The following is an 18,465-nucleotide window of genomic DNA, read 5'->3' on the forward strand; positions in this document are numbered from 1 at the left end:
CACTTTACTTTTTTTGGCGGGAGGTTGCCTCGTGACTGTATTGTACAAGCTGGAGACGTTTGAAGGTCCGCTGGATCTGCTCTTGCATTTAATTGATAAGGCGGAAATCGACATCCAGGACATTCCGGTCGCCGAGATCACCGAACAGTATATGGAATATCTGCGGAGCATGAAGGAGCTGGAACTGGATATTACCAGCGAGTTTCTCGTGATGGCTGCAACGCTATTGTCTATTAAGAGCAAGATGCTGCTGCCCAAGCCGCCAGTTATCGAAATCGAAGATTTCGAGTATTACGAAGAGGACGGTTACGATCCACGGGCTGAGCTGATTGAGCGGTTGATTGAATACCGCAAATTCAAGAGCATTGCTGTTCATTTATTCGATATGGAGAGTGAACGCAGCCTGATCTTTACGAAGGAGCCGGAGGATTTAGGTCCGTTTGTGCCTACGCAGATTGATAATATCCTTACAGGATTACATACTGCTGACCTCATTGCCGCTTTTCGCAAAGCGCTCAGCAAGGCAGCCAGACGGACCTCCTATCAGCGGATCACCCGGGATGAAATCTCAGTTAAGGACCGGATACGCGATGTGTCGGATGCGTTGCAGCGTAGAGGCAAGGGCGGTAGATTGAGCTTCTCGGCATTGCTGCATGATGAAATGGCCAGGCACGAGATTGTAGTGACCTTTCTTGCTATTCTTGAGCTGATGAAAATGAAGGCGATTTATTGCTATCAAGAGAAATTGTTTGACGATATCGTCATGGAGTGGAGAGGAGGAGAACACTTCGATGGACTACAAGGATCTGAAATCAATTATTGAGGGCCTGTTATTTCTGTCTGGGGATGAAGGGATTTCCATTCGGCAAATTGCCGAAATTACCGAGCAGCGCCCGGACCTTGCGGCTGGCGCATTGGAAGAGCTGAAAGAGGATTACGTCACTCAAGAGCGCGGTCTGCAGGTGGTGCAAATAGCCGGGAATTTCCGACTGGCTACATTGCCTGAACATGCACCTTATTTTGAGCGGCTGGCCTATTCACCGTCCAGATCTTCATTGTCACAAGCGGCTCTAGAGACGCTGGCAATCGTTGCCTACCGTCAGCCGATTACGCGGGTAGAGATAGAAGAGATTCGTGGTGTGAAGTCGGAACGTGCCATTCATACGCTGAACAACAAGGATCTGATCTATGAGGTTGGACGAGCGGAGGCCGTGGGGCGTCCGATTCTGTACGGGACTACGAAATCTTTTCTGGAGAGCTTTGGCCTCGCCAATCTTAAAGAGCTACCTGAACCATCAAGCTTCGAAAGCACTGATAATCTGGAAGAAGAAACCCAGCTGCTATTCAGTAAGCTTGATAGCCAGATGACGTTCGAGGAAGCTGACCAGGTATAATATAAACTATTAAGATTTACTGCATTCAAAGAACCAGTGTTTCCTTACGGAGCACTGGTTCTTTTTGTTATTGTTGGTTACACCCTTTAGTTCAATAAATTGACAGTGATAAGTTGCTGAACTATAATTTAATAGCACACTATTTCAATGTGATTAATATATTATGTGAGCAAACATTATTTATTAATGCTTTATTCAAAGGAGATTCACATGAGAAAGATACCTACATCCATTGATTTGATCGGCAACACTCCCTTAATAGAAGTCAAAAGCTTTGATGTAGGAAGCTCTCGGCTGTTTCTCAAGCTGGAGAATCAGAATCCCGGAGGTTCCATCAAAGACCGAATCGGGTTATCAATGATTGAGCATGCGGAGCAGCAAGGACTGATTAAGCCTGGAGATACTCTGGTAGAAGCTACCGCAGGGAATACCGGATTAGGCCTTGCGCTTGCTGCGATTACTAAAGGGTATAAGCTCATCCTGGTTATTCCTGACAAGATGAGCACAGAGAAGGTTAACCATTTAAGGGCACTGGGTGTGGAAATTATTCTCACTCGCTCTGATGTAGAGAAGGGCCATCCGGAGTATTATCAAGATTTGGCTGAACGTTTCTCACAGGAAACGCCAAATTCTTATTTTGTAAATCAATTCAATAATATCGCCAACCCACTTGCCCATGAATTAACGACAGGACCCGAAATTTGGGAGCAGATGGAGCATGATGTAGATGTGATTGTAGTGGGTGTGGGTTCCGCCGGGACGCTAAAAGGGCTGACTAATTTCTTCCGCAGAGTGAAGCCTGAGCTTGAAATCGTGCTGGCTGATCCACAAGGCTCCATTCTGGTAGATTACATCCAGGGGAAGCCGTTATCTCAACCTGGAAGCTGGTTAGTAGAAGGTATTGGCGAAGATTTTGTGCCTCCTCAATTCGATAGGACACTCATAAGCCAAGCTTATTCAGTAAGCGATGAAGAGAGCTTCGAGGCTGCTCGTTCCTTATTGCGAAATGAAGGTATTCTAGCAGGTTCTTCCAGTGGCACACTAATCAGTGCGGCAGTCAAATATGCACAGGAACAGACAGAGCCGAAGAATATCGTTACCTTCGTATGCGATAGCGGAAATAAATATTTAACCAAGATGTTCAATGATTACTGGATGATTGACCGGGGCCTGATTCGCAAGGAGCACAAAGGTGGAATTGAGGACTTGGTCACTCGCAAGCACTCGGAACGGGGAGTTATTACAGTTAAGCCTGAGGACAGTCTGTTGAATGCCCATGCGAAGATGAGCCTATATGAAATATCTCAAATTCCCGTGGTGGTGACCGGACAGGTTGTGGGCATTATTGACGAGTGGGATATTTTAACGGCAACGGATGGTCGGAATGAACAGGTTCTTAAAGATGAGGTGAGTCGATATATGTCTACTAATATCGCCTCAGTATCCATAGAAGACGACCTGTCCAACGTGATTAGAATATTGAAAGAGGGCCTGCTTGTTATTGTTACCAAGGAAGAGCAATTCTTCGGAGTCATTACCAAGACGGATTATATTCATTATCTGCGCCGCAAATTATCTTAAGGAGAGTGAAGAACAATGAGCAAATACGGGTTTAGCACAAGATCCATTCATGCTGGACAGGAGCCTGATCCTACAACCGGGGCAGTTATTACTCCAATTTATGCTACCTCTACCTTTGCCCAGGAATCACCTGGGAAACATAAAGGGTATGATTACTCCAGAAGCGGCAATCCGACGAGAACGGCTCTGGAGACCTGTGTTGCTGCTTTGGAGGAAGGAGCTGTGGGTTTTGTTTTTGCTTCTGGACTGGCGGCAGAGGCTGCCATTATAGATACGCTACCGCGGGGCTCCCATATCATTGCAACGGATGATTTGTATGGTGGAACCTTCCGGTTGTTGGACAAGGTAAAGAAAGAGGCGCTTGATCTGGAGGTCTCCTATGTTGATTTAACAGATCCAGACTCCATTGAGAGCCATATTCAGAACAATACTAAATTGATTTGGGTGGAGACTCCAACCAATCCGTTGCTCAAGATAGTGGATTTACGCAGAATTGCTGCTGTTGCAGCAAAGCACAATCTGATTAGTGTATGTGACAATACGTTTGCTTCTCCTTATTTACAGCAGCCGTTGACGCTGGGATTTGATCTGGTTGTTCATTCTGCAACAAAATATTTAAACGGACATTCGGACGTGATCGCTGGAGTCGTTGTTGCGAAGAATAATGATGAAGTGGCCCAGAGAATAGCCTTTCTGCAAAATGCAATCGGAGCGACGTTATCTCCTTTTGATTCATTTTTACTCTTAAGAGGAATCAAGACATTATCCGTACGCATGCAGGCTCATTGCCGGAATGCACTGGCAATCGCTCTTTTTTTGGAGGAGCACCCCAAGGTGGAGAGAGTGATTTATCCAGGACTACAATCCAACCCCTATCATGAAATTGCCAAAGCACAAATGAGCGATTTTGGCGGCATGGTGACGTTTTTTGTAAAAGGCGGAGCGCTGGAAACAGCAAGGTTGGTTGAACAAACGAAGCTCTTTACACTTGCTGAGAGTCTTGGTGGTGTGGAAAGCCTGATAGAAGTGCCAGCAGTTATGACTCATGCTTCTATTCCCCAAGCCATTCGTGAGCAGATCGGAATTTTTGATAATCTAATCCGTCTCTCCGTGGGGATTGAGGATACTGTAGATCTGATTGCGGATTTGGACACAGCTTTGCAGCACGTTTAATCCTTTCTGGATGAATAGAGAATGAGAAAGCACTGCTTCACAGACAGCATAGGTCTGAGAGCAGTGTTTTTTAAATTTTAGAATTTATAGCTTTGCACGATAAATTATCCCTATATTTCTCGAAGAAACGGGTCGTCCATGTAAAAGAATGGAAAGTCGTTTCTTCTTGATATTTTTATTTGGGTGTTTATAAGCATTTTTACATCTATTCCGAATTTTCCCCGTCATTAATTGCCATACTAAACTAAAGGTTTCTATATTAATAAGGGTGCTTGGAGGTTAACACGTGACGTTATGGCTCGCAATACCCCTCGCCTTGTTGCTCCTAGGTTTTGTGCTGATCTTGTCTTCTTCTATCGATTTTCATTTCCGGTTATGCAGACTTGGAAAGGACGATCGGGTGGAGCTAGATGTTAGGACTCTTTTTGGATGGATCAGATTTCATTATGAACTTCCAAAGCTGGTGTATGAAGGAATAGAGCGGGGAGTCAAGGTGAAGCTGGAGGAAAGTGGAGTGGCGCCAATTAGGAGCGATAAAGAGGATGATGAAGAAAATATCGATAAGGAAAAATTGAGCAACTGGCTGGATGATATTAAGAAGTTACTGAAGGCGACCTATGGATTTAAGAAATGGTTCCAGAATACGATTGCTCATGTCAAAATAACAAAGCTCGATTGGTCAACAGATTTCTCGCTTGGTGATGCTGCGGGAACAGCCACTGCGGCTGGAGCTTTGTGGGGAATGAAGTGGTGTATCATCGGTTGGATCTCACAGTGGGTTAAGCTGGAAAGCAGTCCGCGCTTGTTTGTTAAGCCTGTATTCCAGGATGATCTTAGCTTCTCCACTGAGCTAGTATGTACCGGAAGTATATCCGCAGCTTATGGACTCTATGCCGGAATATTGCTCCTGATCCGTGCTTTAAAAGCGGAAGGTGGACTGAAGCAATGGAAACAGCTGCTAGGCAGCAAACACCATAAGTCCTTTGCAGAAACAGAAGGCTGAAACTAAAGCCAATACATACAAAAGTGTGGAGGTGGAGATGATATACGCTGTAGATGATATTTGCTATATAAAGAAACCAAAGGAGGAGAATAATATGAGTGACCATCCTATTCAAGGTCTGATGCAGACTGCGATGGAGAATATTAAAGGTATGGTGGATGTGAATACGATTGTTGGTGATCCAGTGGAGACACCGGACGGCAGTGTCATTCTACCTATCAGTAAAGTTGCGTTTGGATTTGCAGCCGGCGGTAGTGACTTCCGGATTGATGATGAAACATCAAGTGTGAACGGAGCAGGGGCAGGAGGCCAAGGTGGAGTCAAGATGCTCCCATTCGGAGGCGGTAGCGGGGGCGGTGTATCCATTCGTCCAATTGCTTTTCTTGTCGTGGGCAAAGAGGGCGTACATATCGTACCGCTCGATAACCAAACCCATTTGTTCGAGAAAATTATCGATTCCACACCAGCCTTGCTCGATAAAATACAAAATATGTTCCAATCCCCAAACGTTGAATCTGAGACTGTAACTCATACTGCCGTTAAAGGTGAAGCTGTACCGTCAAACGTATCGACTCACTCGTCTACCCACTAGAGACTTATTGCAGCAGATGATGCTATTTTGACAGTGATTGGTGCGATAATAGCTAGCTAGTTGAATATCACAATGGGTGTAACTTTCAAGTTTGCATAACTATATTCTGGACCTGGGACATGGCCTCTTTAAGGGGAGTGTCCCTTTTTGCGTAGAGCGGGAGTATAGAAGGACATACCATTCCGCCTGAGCGCATACACTTGTACAACACAAGGTAAATCTAGAGCGCGTAGCTCAAGAACTGATAAGAAGCCGGAGGATGAACATGAAGATAACAACCCGTAAATGGCCATTTACCTTAATATTGTGTACTTTATTGCTCTTTCTGACGCCGCTGACTTCACTCCAAGCAGAGAACAGCTCCATTTCCACGCATGCACGGGCGGCGGCGCTTATCGATGTCGAATCCGGGCGGATTCTTTATAGCAGTCGAGGGGATGAGCCCATGCTGATAGCCAGCCTAACCAAAATTATGACCGCCTTGGTCGCTATTGAGAACGGTGATTTAACGTCCAAGGTCAAAGTCGGAAAGAACGCCTTCGCTAAGGAAGGATCTTCGCTTTTCTTAAAGATGGGTGAAGAGATGACTTTGGAAAATATGCTTTACGGTCTGATGCTGCGCTCGGGGAATGATGCGGCTACGGCTATTGCCGAGCATGTTGGCGGATCGGAAGAGGGATTTGTCTATATGATGAATGCGAAGGCAGAGGAACTAGGGCTAACTCATACCCATTTTGCCAACCCCCATGGTCTCGATGCTGAAGGGCATTATTCCACTGCTAATGATTTGGCGGTGCTGACGGCTTATGCTCTTCATAATCCTGTATTTAAGGAGATTGTGAAGACTCCGGAAAAAACAGCAGATAACCCCGAAGAGAAATGGGATTATAAATGGAGTAATAAAAATAAAATGCTGCGCTTGTATGAAGGTGCAGACGGAGTGAAGACCGGGTATACGAAAAAAGCGCTACGCTGCTTGGTCAGTTCGGCTACAAGAAACGGTCAACAACTGGTTGTGGTTACCCTGAACGATGGTGACGACTGGAATGATCATGCTTCACTGCTTAATTTCGGCTTCAATCACTATCCACTCAAAAGATTAATCGAACGGGGGGATGCGGTAAGTGGCTATACCCTCGTGACAGGCAAAGATTTCGCTTATCCTTTGGGTCAGGGAGAACAGGAACGACTTGTTACGAAGCTTGTACTTAACCAAAAGCAAGCATCGACCTCCAAACAGATCAGAAGCAGCAGCTTTGGACTTGGCGGATTTCTGGTGCTCCAGCTGGGCGGTCGGGAAATTGGCCGGGTCCCAGTGTATGCACCTAATCGTTTACCGCCGAAGCAATCGGTATATGTTAAGAAGTTCAGTGCAGTTACTGCGCCTGTTTATCCAGCGGAGAATTGGCTGCAGGCGCTCGGCAGCGCCTTTCGAGCACTTTTTGAAAGATGAGTAGAAGGGGGTATATCCATGATTAACGGGATCTGGCTCGGAATGATCGTCATCGGCTTTCTGTTCGCGGCCGTTAACGGCCGCATGGATGAGTTTACAGCCGCTGTATTTGACGGAGCTAAGAATGGCGTTACTGTAAGCTTTGGCTTAATCAGTGTACTAGTGTTCTGGCTCGGGATTATGCGGATCGCTGAAGATGCGGGGCTGCTCAAAAAAATCGCCAGGGTACTTGGCCCTGTGGTTTCTTTTTTATTTCCTGACGTTCCGAAGGGGCATCCGGCTATTGGCTATATTCTATCCAATATGAGTGCGAATTTGCTTGGTTTGGGCAATGCGGCAACACCGATGGGGATCAAGGCGATGCAGGAGCTGCAGACGCTTAATCCGGACAAAGAAACCGCTACACCAGCCATGTGTACTTTACTGGCACTTAATACGGCGAGCATTACCCTTATCCCGGCAACGTTGATTGCCATTAGACTTAACTATGGCTCGGCTGACCCGGCTGGTATCGTGGGTACGACACTGGCAGCTACAGCGGTAGCCACGATAGCGGCCATTGCCGCCGATAGAATGTTCCGGCGGATGTCTCTGCTGCGCAGGCCGCCGAAGCCTCCTGTAGTGAGGAATGGAGACTCTATTCGTGGGAGCACAAAGCTTCCTAATTCTTCTGTGAAAGGATGATTGCCCATGTTTGAATTGATCAGTCTGCTATCATCATGGGCTATACCGGTCATGATCACGTTTATACCGCTCTACGCATTTACTCGAAAGGTTCCCGTGTATGAATCATTTGTAGAAGGAGCGAAGGAGGGCTTTGGAACTGCAATCACCATAATCCCTCCTTTAGTGGGGATGTTGGTAGCCATCAGTGTCTTCCGCGCCTCTGGAGCGCTGGACTTCCTGATGGGCTTCATAGCTCCAGCGTTGCAAAGTTTAGGAGTGCCCCCAGAAGTGTTGCCACTCGGTCTTCTAAGGCCGCTTACGGGCACTGGGTCGCTCGCCTATACCACTGACCTCATCCGCGTCCATGGCCCAGACTCACTTATCGGATTAATTGCCTCAACCATCCAGGGCAGCACCGATACTACCCTTTACGTGCTGACCGTATATTTCGGAGCTGTTGGCGTTCGTAACGGCCGTTATGCGCTCAAGGTCGGCCTCTTCTCTGATATTGTCGGCTTTGTCGCTGCAATCGCTATCTGTCTCATGGTATTTGGTTAGCCAGCGACCCTTCAAGTCCCAATATTCCTCGCAGTTACCTCGGTCAAAAAAACCAATAAAAAATATGGCAGTCGTCACGCTGTTCACCTCCCTAACATATGCTATTGCAGCAATATGGAGGGAGGCAGATATCTAATGAGATACAAAGGCCTAATTCTACATCATTCCCGCTGCCCATCTATCAACGGTAAAGGCTTCGATTTCTGGATAGGGTCAGAGGGGAACATTTTTGCTGCGCCGCTGCTGACAGATCCTGACTATATTCACCTCTGTCTAGAGGGTGACTTTAGCAAGCAGGAGAGTGCTCCGTCACTTACGGGAAGGAAGGAACAGCTTTTTGCAGCAGGAAAACTTATTTTTGAGCTGGCTGAACGCTATCAAATCTCACCATTAATCATTGAACACCATACTAATTCCTGCCCTGGGATATTTTTTCCGTGGAATGAACTTGTGATTTATCCCTCTGATGGTTATCATTAATCTGAGGTGACTAGTCGAATATGGAAAGATTACAGAAAATTTTGGCGCAAGCAGGTGTAGCGTCCAGACGCAAGTGTGAAGAAATGATTTTGGCCGGTAAAGTGGAAGTCAACGGGGAACTCGTAACTACGCTTGGCACAAAGGTTGACCCCGCACAAGATATTATTAAAGTTTCCGGCAGATTGATCCGGAGCGAGAATAAAATCTATATTATGTTCAACAAGCCTAAGGGTGTTATTACGAGCGCTTCCGATCCTAAAGGGCGCAAAGTGGTAACGGATTACCTAAAGGGTATTAACGAGCGGGTATATCCCGTTGGCCGTCTGGATTATGATACAGAAGGATTGCTGCTGCTGACAAATGATGGTGAGTTTGCAAACCTGCTGACTCATCCTAAGCATCATGTACCCAAGACGTATCATGCCACAGTCAAAGGGGTGCCGCACGGCTCTGCACTGGACAAGCTCAAGACAGGCATCAAGCTGGAAGACGGTATGACTGCTCCGGCCGAAGTGGAATACAAGGATGTTGGCGAAGGAAACAAAGAATCTGTAATAAGCATTACCATTCACGAGGGACGCAACCGTCAGGTGCGACGGATGTTCGAAGCGATCTCTCACCCCGTGATTCGCTTGAAGCGGATTTCATTCGGGGATATTTTGCTGCAAAATTTAAAACGTGGTTCGTACCGCCATTTGACTAAGGATGAAATCAACCATCTGCAGCAAATTGCCCAAGCGGGATTGCTAAAAGAAAGAACACCACGTAAAGACACATAAAGTTCACAATTAAAACCCCTAAAGTTGTGACAATATTCGTTATAATGTTCATAGGATGTTCACACCTATTAACTTAAGTATGAATTCTGTCACAGAAGGGGGCATCGCGTGTGGGGAAAGCAAGAAAGCCGATTCAAATCGTGATCCTGTTTCTAATAGTTCTGCTGGGAGGCTATGCAATTGGCTCTTCAGTATTTGGTGGAGACGGAAAACCTAAGGAAGGCAGTAGAGCGCCATCCTTCGAGCTTCTCGGTCTTGACGGCCAGACCCACACGTTAAACGAATATAAGGGCAAGGCTGTTGTACTGAATTTCTGGGGCTCCTGGTGTGGTCCTTGTGTCAAAGAAATGCCAGCTCTCCAGGCCCAGTGGGAGAAATGGCGCGACCAAGGAGTTGTAGTTGTAGGAGTAAATGTTGGTGAGGATCAGATGACTGTCGAGAATTTTGTGAAGATGGTTGGCATTAATTTTCCTGTGGTTATGGACACCGGGCGAGATGCGGTGCGGAGCTACGGTATTTCACCAATGCCAACTACCTTCTTCATCAATTCAAAGGGAAAAGTGGACAGTATTCACATTGGCCAGCTTGATTTAAGTACACTGGATGCCCAAATTGGGAAGTTGGTGAGCCGATGATGGGGCATACGCCTTTTATTACCAACACCAAATGTGAATGCGGTCACCAGAACCCTGTAGGCACTGTTCTTTGCGAAGCCTGCGGCAAGCCGATTGGTGAGGAGTTTGATTCCAGCGAGAACCTTGAAATGCGCTATGATGGTGTTGCCCGCCGTTCCCAGCGTGTCAATCCAGGAGTTATTGATCTCATTTGGAACTTCTTCTCCTCGGTCAAAATAGCGATTTACCTGATTGTACTGACCTTGCTGGGCTCTATGCTGGGTACGGTTTTTCCACAGGAAAGCACTTTTTTGAATATTGATGCCTCGACCTATTACAAGGAACAGTATGGAACAGCGGGAAATATTTATTACACACTTGGCTTCTCCCATACTTATGAGTCCTGGTGGTTTGTATCTTTGCTTGTGATGATTGGTGCTTCGCTGGTTATTTGCAGCCTGGATCGGGTTCTTCCGCTATATAAGGCATTAACAAGACAGAAGATCCGCAAGCATCGGCAGTTTTTAACCCGGCAGAAGGTCGTCTTGATAGCAAATGTAGAGGAAGAGCCGGAAGCCTGGGTAACCCGCTTAATTCAGCCATTGAAGAAAAAAGGCTATCGTGTCAAGGTAGATGGGGGTGCTCTGCTGGCTGAGAAGCACCGCTTCAGCCGCTGGGGACCCTATGTAATACATATCGGTCTTATCATTTTTCTGCTTGCGGTACTTGCGAGAGGCTTGCCTGGACTTAACATGGATCAGCATTTAGCTTTTCCGCAAGGGGAAATTACCCGGATTCCGGACACGACCTATTATTTAAAGAATGAGAAATTTAAGGTTGAGTTCTACACGGAGGAAGAGATGCCCGAAGAGTTCCGTGGCAAAAAAGTTCTTCCGAAGCTTTATCAGACGAGCGCGGTGCTGTATCAATGTACTGCGGATTGCCTGGACCCGTCTAAGAAACCACAGCTGTCCGAAGTGGCAGCACATGATATTCAGGTAAATTCACCTTTGAAGTACAAAGGTTTGAAAGCGTATCAGTTTGACTACGACCTAACTCCAGTGCTGCGCTCAGTGCAGCCGGAGCTGATAAATTCTGCAAGCGGAGAGTCTTATGGCAAGTTTAAGCTGGAGATGAAGAATCCAGAGCGGAGCTTTCAGGTGGGTCCTTATACGCTGACACTTAAGGAGAAATACTTGGACTTTGGTCTAAATGAGGATGGTCAGCCGGTCTCCAAGTCACCGTATCCAAATGCACCAGCCTTTCTATTCCTGATCAAGGGACCGGATCTTCCGGCGGCTGGCCAGCAATACTTTTATTTTCCCAAACAGGTGGATAAGGCCCAGTTCCAACAGGCTTCCATTAATGATAAGCTCGGTGGCCAAGACCGCTTTTTGGAACTTGATGTGGGCAACATGAGTGATGTCGACTTTGCAGAATCAACGGCCTATCTGAATATACGTGTGGACCGTGCTATGCCTTTCGTATGGTTGGGAGCAGGAATCGTTATGCTGGGTCTTGTGCTCGGTTTTTATTGGCAACATCGACGCATCTGGCTAATTGTAAATAATGGAGAACTAACGCTCGGAGGACATACGAATAAGAACTGGTTCGGCTTCCGCCGCGAGATTGTTTCTATTTTGGAAAGAGTGGACATGGCAGTCGATGAAAAATCCTTGGACAACGGGGGAGGTCTAGCATGAGCTTACTCGATTTCAGCAGTAACATCTTTATTGCCGCTTTTTTCTTATACAGTGGCGCGTTCATGTTATTCACTATCGCCATCATGGGCCGCAAATGGTCCGGACGCGATCCAAAGGCTCATACAGCGCGCTGGGGTAAAGTTGCGTTCACAGTATCCTCTGTCGGCTTGCTGTGCCATATGGCATACTTTGTAACCCGCTGGAGGGGTTCAGGGCATATTCCCGTTAGTAACATGTATGAATTCATGACTTTTTTATCGATGATGGTTATGGTAGCTTTTACCGTAATATTCGCCATTTATCGCAAAATTATACTGGGTGTCTTCGCTGTTCCAATTTCCATTATTGTTATGGCCTATGCTGCTGTATTTCCACAGGAGATTCAGCCGCTGATACCTTCTTTGCAATCCATCTATCTAAACATTCATGTTACGCTGGCGGCAACTGGGGAATCCTTTTTCGCGGTTGGATTTGCCGCTGGACTAATGTATCTTTTACGGACTGTGAAATTTGACAGTGTGGAGAAAGGCGACCGCAAACAGCAACGGTTGGTCGAATTTACACTGTTTTCTATCATTGTTATAATTGGGTTTCTGGGCTCGGTATTTGCTTTTCGTAGCGCTGGATATGAAACGATTTTTGTTCGTGAGAACGTTACGATTGACAGCCCTGGGCAGGAAAATAGTACAATAGAGAAAGTCAGTTATAAAATGCCACCTATTGTGGCACCTTACCATAGCGAAATTGAGAGCTTCCAGTCGTTTCTTGGCATGAAAGCGCCACTCTTCGAAGCGCCAGCTTGGATGAATGGTGTAAATGCAGGGCGGAAGTTCAATACTGTTATCTGGTCACTGATTTCCGGGCTGCTTCTTTATGGAGTTATCCGTCTTATTGCTCGCAAACCGCTGGGCAAGGCGATTCATCCGGTTATGGACGGAATTGATGAGGGAGACCTCGATGAGATTGCGTACAGGGCGATAGCGATAGGTTTCCCTATATTTACACTGGGGGCTTTGATTTTTGCAATGATATGGGCTCAAGTGGCTTGGGGTAGATTCTGGGGATGGGACCCAAAAGAAGTGTGGGCACTCATTACTTGGTTATTTTATAGTGCTTATCTTCACTTGCGGCTGGCACGCGGATGGCAAGGGCGCAAATCCGCATGGCTCGCAGTACTCGGCTTTCTAGTCGTAATGTTTACCCTGGTTGGTGTTAATCTGGTCATCGCTGGACTTCATTCTTATGCGGGGACAGATTGAGCATACTATTTTATCTGCTAACGCAGCGCATCGATTTTGGGTAACGTTCTACTGTATTTGATGAAGGGGTTGTAGCGAAATGGCAGAGCATTTGAATAGAATTCTGGTGGTGGATGACGAGGAACGCATTCGCCGCCTACTTAAGATGTACCTTGAAAAAGAAGGATATGAAATCGATGAAGCCGAGGATGGCGAGATTGCACTGCGCAAAGCAACGGCTAATGACTACGGTCTAATCTTGCTGGACGTCATGTTGCCCGGTATCGACGGGATTGAAGTTCTGACAAGACTTAGAGGGGTCAAATCTACACCAGTATTAATGCTTACAGCCAAAGGCGAAGAGATTAACCGTGTTCAGGGCTTTGAAATGGGCGCTGACGATTATGTGGTTAAGCCTTTTAGCCCGCGTGAGGTGATCTATCGCGTTAAGGCCATTATGCGCCGTTCATCGGCGACGGCCTTTTTGTCCAAGGAGAGCAATTCAAGCAACAATATTGTATTCCCGCATCTTATTATTGAGCATGATGCGCATCGTGTGACGGCAGGTGGACAGGAAGTGAGCTTGACTCCAAAGGAATACGAGTTGCTGCATTATTTAGCGATTTCACCGGATAAGGTATTTTCCCGCGAAGAACTGCTCAAGGATGTCTGGAATTACGAATTTTTTGGGGATTTGCGCACAGTGGACACGCATGTGAAACGGCTTCGCGAAAAACTGAATAAAGTATCACCGGAATCGGCAGCAATGATCACAACGGTATGGGGAGTAGGCTATAAACTTGAGGTTCCTAAATAGGTGAACTTCTGGAGAAGTCTTGTCGGCAAGCTGTGGGTCACGATCATCTGTCTTGTTGCTGTCGTGCTCATTACTTTAGGGTTATTTCTGCTTCCCTACATCGACAGTAACTTTGCCAATTCCGGGGCAATTAAACGTTTATTTTTGTATACGTGTATGATTGGTTTCTCCTTGACGACTTTCTTCGCCTTGTTTCTGTTTACGAAGATTACACAGCCCATGCATCGTGTGATTGAGGCTGCGAACGATATTCGCCGCGGCGAATACAGCACGAGACTTACGCTTGTCACCAGTGACGAAATTGGGCAACTGGCGACTTCTTTTAACCATATGGCTCAAGAACTGGAAGCAAATATACGCAGTCTCAATCATGAGAAAGGCCATCTGTCCAGTGTGCTGCGCAGCATGAGTGATGCTGTAATTACATTTGATATCGAAGGCAAGATCATATTGACTAATCCGCATGGACAAGCGCTGCTTGAAACCTGGAGTGATCTTTCCTGGGAGCAAGAGAGCGAAACCGAACTTTATCCTGAGGTAGTTGGCCAGAGTAATGTGCCGCCGCCGCTGCGCCCCTTATTTCTTAGTACCTTGAACCAGCGGGGCGATCAGCGCTCCAATGTGCATGTCCGGCAAGGCGTTTGGTCTGTGCACATGGCTCCACTGTATTCGGAAGATAACATTCGCGGAGCCGTGGCTGTTCTTCGCGATGTAACCGAGGAGGTACGACTGGAGAAGATGCGTACGGACTTTGTCGCCAACGTCTCGCATGAAATCCGTACTCCGCTTTCGATGATGCAGGGCTATAGCGAAGCGCTTCTGGATGGAATGGCTTCTTCGCCAGAGGAGAGCAGCGAGCTGGTTCAGGTCATCCATGACGAGTCATTGCGGATGGGCCGACTGGTGAAGGATTTACTTGATCTGGCTCGCATGGAGGCTGGTCATACCGATATAATGAAGAATCAGCTTGATATGAATGAGCTGCTTGAACGGGTCTACCGCAAGTTTTCTGTACGTGCTAAGGAACGAGAGATTGATTTACAATTTAATAAACATAGTGACGTACTGCAGTTGAAGGCGGCAGATGAAGATAAGTTGGAGCAGGTTCTAACCAATTTGCTGGATAATGCCTTCCGCCATACACCTGCCGGTAAGAAGATTATTATTCTTGCAGGTTCCAGTGTGTTGGAAGGTCGTCGCTACGTTGAAATTAACATTCGAGATGAGGGTGTCGGAATTTCTCCGGAAGATTTGCCATATATATTCGAACGCTTTTATAAAGCCGATAAGGCGCGTGTACGGGGTGAATCTGTAGGTACCGGATTAGGACTTGCCATTGTCAAAAATATTGTCGAGTCGCATCATGGGTATATCTCTGCCTCCAGCAAGCTTGGAGAAGGGACAACCTTCACACTTCGACTGCCTGTCGAAAAATAGAAATTCCAAACAATGTATGACCAGCGCCTCTGACAGCAGAGGTGCTTTTTGTTGAAACTAAACGATTAATCTTGTTCATCGTGGAACATATCTCTGAATGAATGCTTACGAAGCGAGTTTTGCCGAAGTGAACATCAAGGAGGCTTATGCTGACAAAACTAAGGACATGCTTACGAAGCAAGTTTTGCCGAAGTGAACATCAAGGAAGCTTATGCTGACAAAACTAAGGACATGCTTACGAAGCAAGTTTTGCCGAAGTGAACATCAAGGAAGCTTATGCTGACAAAACTTTTAGGAGGCAACAGAATGATTTTGTCATTAGATCAAGGCACTACTAGCTCTAGGGCGATACTGTTCGATGAGGAGGCCAGAATGATCTCCCAGGGACAATATGAAATTAAGCAGTCCTTTCCTCGTCCCGGATGGGTGGAGCATGACCCTGAGCAAATATGGGAGACTCAACTGGCTGCGGCAAGGGATGCGATAAGCGCGAGCGGCTTTGCGGCAACACAAATATCCGCTATCGGGATTACGAACCAACGAGAAACAGCTCTCGTGTGGGATAAATTCACAGGTAAACCGATTTATCCAGCTATCGTATGGCAGGATCGGAGAACTGCTGAACACTGCGAAGAGCTTAAAGATAGAGGTTTGGAAGAAGAGATTGCTAGCAAGACTGGGCTGGTAGTAGATGCCTATTTCTCAGCGACCAAACTCTCCTGGATCCTTGACCATGTAGAAGGAGCACGTGAGCGGGCGCAGAACGGTGAATTACTAGCAGGTACAATTGACAGCTGGCTGATCTGGAAGCTCACTGGAGGTGCTATACATGCCACTGATGTTACTAATGCTTCTCGCACCATGTTGTTTAACTTGCATGAACGTATATGGGATGACAAGCTCATGAACGAGCTTCGCATTCCTCGTTCCATCTTGCCTGAGGTGAGGATGTCAGGGGGAGAATTTGGAACAGCAGCAGCGCAGTGGTTTGGTGCCGAAATTCCGATCCGCTCTGTACTGGGAGACCAGCAGGCAGCCTTATTTGGCCATACCTGTCTCGAAGCAGGCAGTGCCAAAAATACATATGGAACAGGCTGTTTTATTCTGATGAATACAGGAACTGAAGCAGTGGCCTCAAGCCATGGTCTGCTGACAACAGTAGCATGGGGTATGGGGGACGAAATGTACTATGCCCTTGAAGGTAGTGTGTTTGTAGCCGGGGCTGCCGTACAGTGGCTGCAGGAGGGCTTAGGGCTCATTGAAGAACCGGCGAGTTCAGAGGATAAGGCTAAGGAAGTGGAGGATAGTGAAGGTGTTGTGGTCGTTCCGGCATTCACCGGACTAGGCGCACCTTATTGGGACATGTATGCTCGAGGAGCGATATTTGGTTTAACCCGGGGAACAACAGCCGGTCATTTAGTACGTGCAACCTTGGAATCCCTTGCTTTTCAGTCTAGAGACGTTATTGGGGCTATGGAAAAAGACGCCGGCATGCCACTTACTGGTCTGCGTGTAGACGGTGGCGCGGTACGCAACGATTTGCTGATGCAATTCCAGTCAGACATCCTTGGTAGTGAGGTTACGCGTACGGCTTACGCAGAGACGACTGCGCTGGGCGCAGCGCTTCTTGCTGGGCTAACCTCTGGTATTTGGACAAGGGACCAGCTGGAGAGCTTTAACAAGGCTGAGAGGGTCTTTACACCTTTGATGGGGCAAGAAGAGCGTGAACGCCGCTATCACGCCTGGCAGGATGCGGTGTCACGCACGATGGGCTGGGAGAAGCACGCAGGACATCGTTAAGGAACTTATTTGTATAACTATTTTAAATAAACGTAGAAAACGGCAAGCTTCCTTAGTGCAGGAAGCTTGCCGTTTTCTTTTAAAAGATTTGAATCAAGCCTATTAATACTCCATAACAAAAGCGACATTCTGCCAGCCAGCACCAACCGTCCAAAATAATACTTTATCCCCACGCTCAATCTTTCCGGTGGTAACAGCCTTGTGTAGGGCGATAAAAGGGCTGCTAGTGGAGGTATAACCGAACTCATCACCAATATACACAGCAACGTCGCTGCCGAGTCCAGTTCTTTCGGATACAGCACGAATATTGGGAAGTGACAGTTGCGAGAAGCAAGCCGCTTTAATGGATTCAGGTGCAATATCATTGTTGGAGAGTAGGGTTTGAATAGATTCAGATGCAGCATCTACACAGATAGAATCATCGAAGGGAATGAATTTAACATTGAACTCTCCGTTGGCTACGCCTGTCTTGCCCATTTTGGCTAAGCCTTCAGCAGGGAACAGGGAATTTCCATAGACACAAGTGTCGGTCTGGTAGATAGAATCAATGAATCCTGACGAATTCTCGACACGTTCCAAAATCACAGCTGCAGCAGCATCACCGAAGTTGGCATAATATACAGGATCGCTTTTATCAGCATGTGGGGCTACATGATCGGAACCGATAACAAGAGCACGCTTGATTCTCGGATTAGCAATCATCTGGCGACTAACTTGCTCAACGGAAGCCGTCATCCCAGCACAGTTAGCATTACTATCAATACAGATGGTATGGGATGCGCCGTTAATCAGTCGGTGAATCATTAATGAATTAGTAGGGAAGATATATTCAGGAGTCTGACTGGCATAGGCGATAAGGTCGATATCAGCACCAGTTAGCCCTGTCTTCTCCAGAACGTTGCTAGCCGCTTCAAAAGCCATAGTCAGGGAGTTCTCTTCCTCATTGTTAATACTGTAGCGAGTATCACGACCTAAAGTAGCCAGAAGTCCACGGATATCAATACCCTTTTCGTCGAAATGTTGAATGAAAAAGTCATTACCAACTTTGTTACTTGGGTGATAGATATCGATATCTTTTATACAGATTCCAGCCATATGATTCCTCCTAAAATTTCGATTTTGAAGCCTGCGCTTCTCTAGTAAAAATTTACAGTATTATATCTTTTAGGAATCTATT

The 18,465-nt window shown here is 46.7% G+C and carries 18 protein-coding genes; 17 read left to right on the forward strand and 1 reads right to left on the reverse strand.

Going from position 1 to position 18,465, the window contains the following annotated elements:
* Nucleotides 1-31 precede the first annotated feature (31 nt).
* The 17 genes from H1230_RS11170 to glpK all read left to right on the forward strand — a co-directional run bounded on the left by H1230_RS11170 (nt 32) and on the right by glpK (nt 17,288).
* Entirely contained in the window at nt 32-823 is a 792-nt protein-coding gene (locus tag H1230_RS11170; RefSeq protein ID WP_239715538.1) for a segregation and condensation protein A, read from the forward strand.
* The gene (scpB, locus tag H1230_RS11175) at nt 792-1,394 is read left to right on the forward strand and encodes an SMC-Scp complex subunit ScpB (RefSeq protein ID WP_239715539.1); all 603 of its coding nucleotides are present in this window, start codon (nt 792-794) and stop codon (nt 1,392-1,394) included. The genes H1230_RS11170 and scpB overlap by 32 nt, the downstream gene beginning before the upstream one ends.
* A gap of 210 nt (nt 1,395-1,604) precedes the next feature.
* Complete coding sequence (locus H1230_RS11180) at nt 1,605-2,975, forward strand: pyridoxal-phosphate dependent enzyme (RefSeq protein WP_239715540.1); 1,371 nt, start codon at nt 1,605-1,607, stop codon at nt 2,973-2,975.
* A gap of 15 nt (nt 2,976-2,990) precedes the next feature.
* On the forward strand, nt 2,991-4,148 hold the full coding sequence (locus H1230_RS11185) for a cystathionine gamma-synthase (protein WP_239715541.1): 1,158 nt from the start codon (nt 2,991-2,993) through the stop codon (nt 4,146-4,148).
* Between the two features lie 286 nt (nt 4,149-4,434).
* Nucleotides 4,435-5,151: a DUF2953 domain-containing protein gene (locus H1230_RS11190; protein ID WP_239715542.1), complete on the forward strand. Its 717-nt coding sequence runs from the start codon at nt 4,435-4,437 to the stop codon at nt 5,149-5,151.
* 94 nt (nt 5,152-5,245) lie between these two features.
* Nucleotides 5,246-5,743 (forward strand): GerW family sporulation protein, encoded by a 498-nt coding sequence (ytfJ, locus tag H1230_RS11195; RefSeq protein WP_239715543.1) that lies wholly within the window; start codon nt 5,246-5,248, stop codon nt 5,741-5,743.
* Nucleotides 5,744-6,002: 259 nt separating this feature from the next.
* Complete coding sequence (locus H1230_RS11200) at nt 6,003-7,196, forward strand: D-alanyl-D-alanine carboxypeptidase family protein (protein ID WP_239715544.1); 1,194 nt, start codon at nt 6,003-6,005, stop codon at nt 7,194-7,196.
* 18 nt (nt 7,197-7,214) lie between these two features.
* Nucleotides 7,215-7,880: a nucleoside recognition domain-containing protein gene (locus tag H1230_RS11205; protein WP_239715545.1), complete on the forward strand. Its 666-nt coding sequence runs from the start codon at nt 7,215-7,217 to the stop codon at nt 7,878-7,880.
* A 6-nt stretch (nt 7,881-7,886) separates the two neighbouring features.
* On the forward strand, nt 7,887-8,420 hold the full coding sequence (locus H1230_RS11210) for a spore maturation protein (protein WP_239717257.1): 534 nt from the start codon (nt 7,887-7,889) through the stop codon (nt 8,418-8,420).
* A 135-nt stretch (nt 8,421-8,555) separates the two neighbouring features.
* A complete protein-coding gene (locus tag H1230_RS11215; protein ID WP_239715546.1) occupies nt 8,556-8,900 on the forward strand; it encodes an N-acetylmuramoyl-L-alanine amidase in 345 nt (114 codons plus the stop codon).
* Between the two features lie 20 nt (nt 8,901-8,920).
* A complete protein-coding gene (locus H1230_RS11220; protein WP_239715547.1) occupies nt 8,921-9,679 on the forward strand; it encodes a pseudouridine synthase in 759 nt (252 codons plus the stop codon).
* A 110-nt stretch (nt 9,680-9,789) separates the two neighbouring features.
* Nucleotides 9,790-10,314, forward strand: coding sequence for a thiol-disulfide oxidoreductase ResA (resA, locus tag H1230_RS11225; RefSeq protein WP_239715548.1), 525 nt, complete (start codon nt 9,790-9,792; stop codon nt 10,312-10,314).
* Nucleotides 10,311-11,996, forward strand: coding sequence for a cytochrome c biogenesis protein ResB (gene resB / locus H1230_RS11230; RefSeq protein WP_239715549.1), 1,686 nt, complete (start codon nt 10,311-10,313; stop codon nt 11,994-11,996). The genes resA and resB overlap by 4 nt, the downstream gene beginning before the upstream one ends.
* A complete protein-coding gene (gene ccsA / locus H1230_RS11235; RefSeq protein ID WP_239715550.1) occupies nt 11,993-13,255 on the forward strand; it encodes a cytochrome c biogenesis protein CcsA in 1,263 nt (420 codons plus the stop codon). The genes resB and ccsA overlap by 4 nt, the downstream gene beginning before the upstream one ends.
* Nucleotides 13,256-13,334: 79 nt before the next feature.
* The gene (locus H1230_RS11240) at nt 13,335-14,051 is read left to right on the forward strand and encodes a response regulator transcription factor (protein WP_020427515.1); all 717 of its coding nucleotides are present in this window, start codon (nt 13,335-13,337) and stop codon (nt 14,049-14,051) included.
* Nucleotides 14,052-15,488, forward strand: a complete 1,437-nt coding sequence (locus tag H1230_RS11245) for a HAMP domain-containing sensor histidine kinase (protein ID WP_239715551.1) — start codon at nt 14,052-14,054, stop codon at nt 15,486-15,488.
* A 306-nt stretch (nt 15,489-15,794) separates the two neighbouring features.
* Nucleotides 15,795-17,288, forward strand: coding sequence for a glycerol kinase GlpK (gene glpK, locus H1230_RS11250; RefSeq protein WP_239715552.1), 1,494 nt, complete (start codon nt 15,795-15,797; stop codon nt 17,286-17,288).
* Nucleotides 17,289-17,390: 102 nt separating this feature from the next.
* Here glpK and H1230_RS11255 read toward each other — a convergent pair whose 3' ends face one another.
* On the reverse strand, nt 17,391-18,383 hold the full coding sequence (locus H1230_RS11255; RefSeq protein ID WP_239715553.1) for a 3-oxoacyl-[acyl-carrier-protein] synthase III C-terminal domain-containing protein: 993 nt from the start codon (nt 18,381-18,383) through the stop codon (nt 17,391-17,393).
* Between the last annotated feature and the right edge of the window lie 82 nt (nt 18,384-18,465).

This window comes from Paenibacillus sp. 19GGS1-52 (genome assembly GCF_022369515.1).
Classification (GTDB): domain Bacteria; phylum Bacillota; class Bacilli; order Paenibacillales; family Paenibacillaceae; genus Paenibacillus_AQ.

Coding starts and splice junctions, on each gene's coding strand:
- scpB (WP_239715539.1), top strand. CDS start 792: ATGGACTACAAGGATCTGAAATCAATTATTGAGGGCCTGTTATTTCTG.
- H1230_RS11180 (WP_239715540.1), top strand. CDS start 1,605: ATGAGAAAGATACCTACATCCATTGATTTGATCGGCAACACTCCCTTA.
- H1230_RS11185 (WP_239715541.1), top strand. CDS start 2,991: ATGAGCAAATACGGGTTTAGCACAAGATCCATTCATGCTGGACAGGAG.
- ytfJ (WP_239715543.1), top strand. CDS start 5,246: ATGAGTGACCATCCTATTCAAGGTCTGATGCAGACTGCGATGGAGAAT.
- H1230_RS11200 (WP_239715544.1), top strand. CDS start 6,003: ATGAACATGAAGATAACAACCCGTAAATGGCCATTTACCTTAATATTG.
- H1230_RS11205 (WP_239715545.1), top strand. CDS start 7,215: ATGATTAACGGGATCTGGCTCGGAATGATCGTCATCGGCTTTCTGTTC.
- H1230_RS11210 (WP_239717257.1), top strand. CDS start 7,887: ATGTTTGAATTGATCAGTCTGCTATCATCATGGGCTATACCGGTCATG.
- H1230_RS11215 (WP_239715546.1), top strand. CDS start 8,556: ATGAGATACAAAGGCCTAATTCTACATCATTCCCGCTGCCCATCTATC.
- H1230_RS11220 (WP_239715547.1), top strand. CDS start 8,921: ATGGAAAGATTACAGAAAATTTTGGCGCAAGCAGGTGTAGCGTCCAGA.
- resB (WP_239715549.1), top strand. CDS start 10,311: ATGATGGGGCATACGCCTTTTATTACCAACACCAAATGTGAATGCGGT.
- ccsA (WP_239715550.1), top strand. CDS start 11,993: ATGAGCTTACTCGATTTCAGCAGTAACATCTTTATTGCCGCTTTTTTC.
- H1230_RS11240 (WP_020427515.1), top strand. CDS start 13,335: ATGGCAGAGCATTTGAATAGAATTCTGGTGGTGGATGACGAGGAACGC.
- glpK (WP_239715552.1), top strand. CDS start 15,795: ATGATTTTGTCATTAGATCAAGGCACTACTAGCTCTAGGGCGATACTG.
- H1230_RS11255 (WP_239715553.1), bottom strand. CDS start 18,383: ATGGCTGGAATCTGTATAAAAGATATCGATATCTATCACCCAAGTAAC.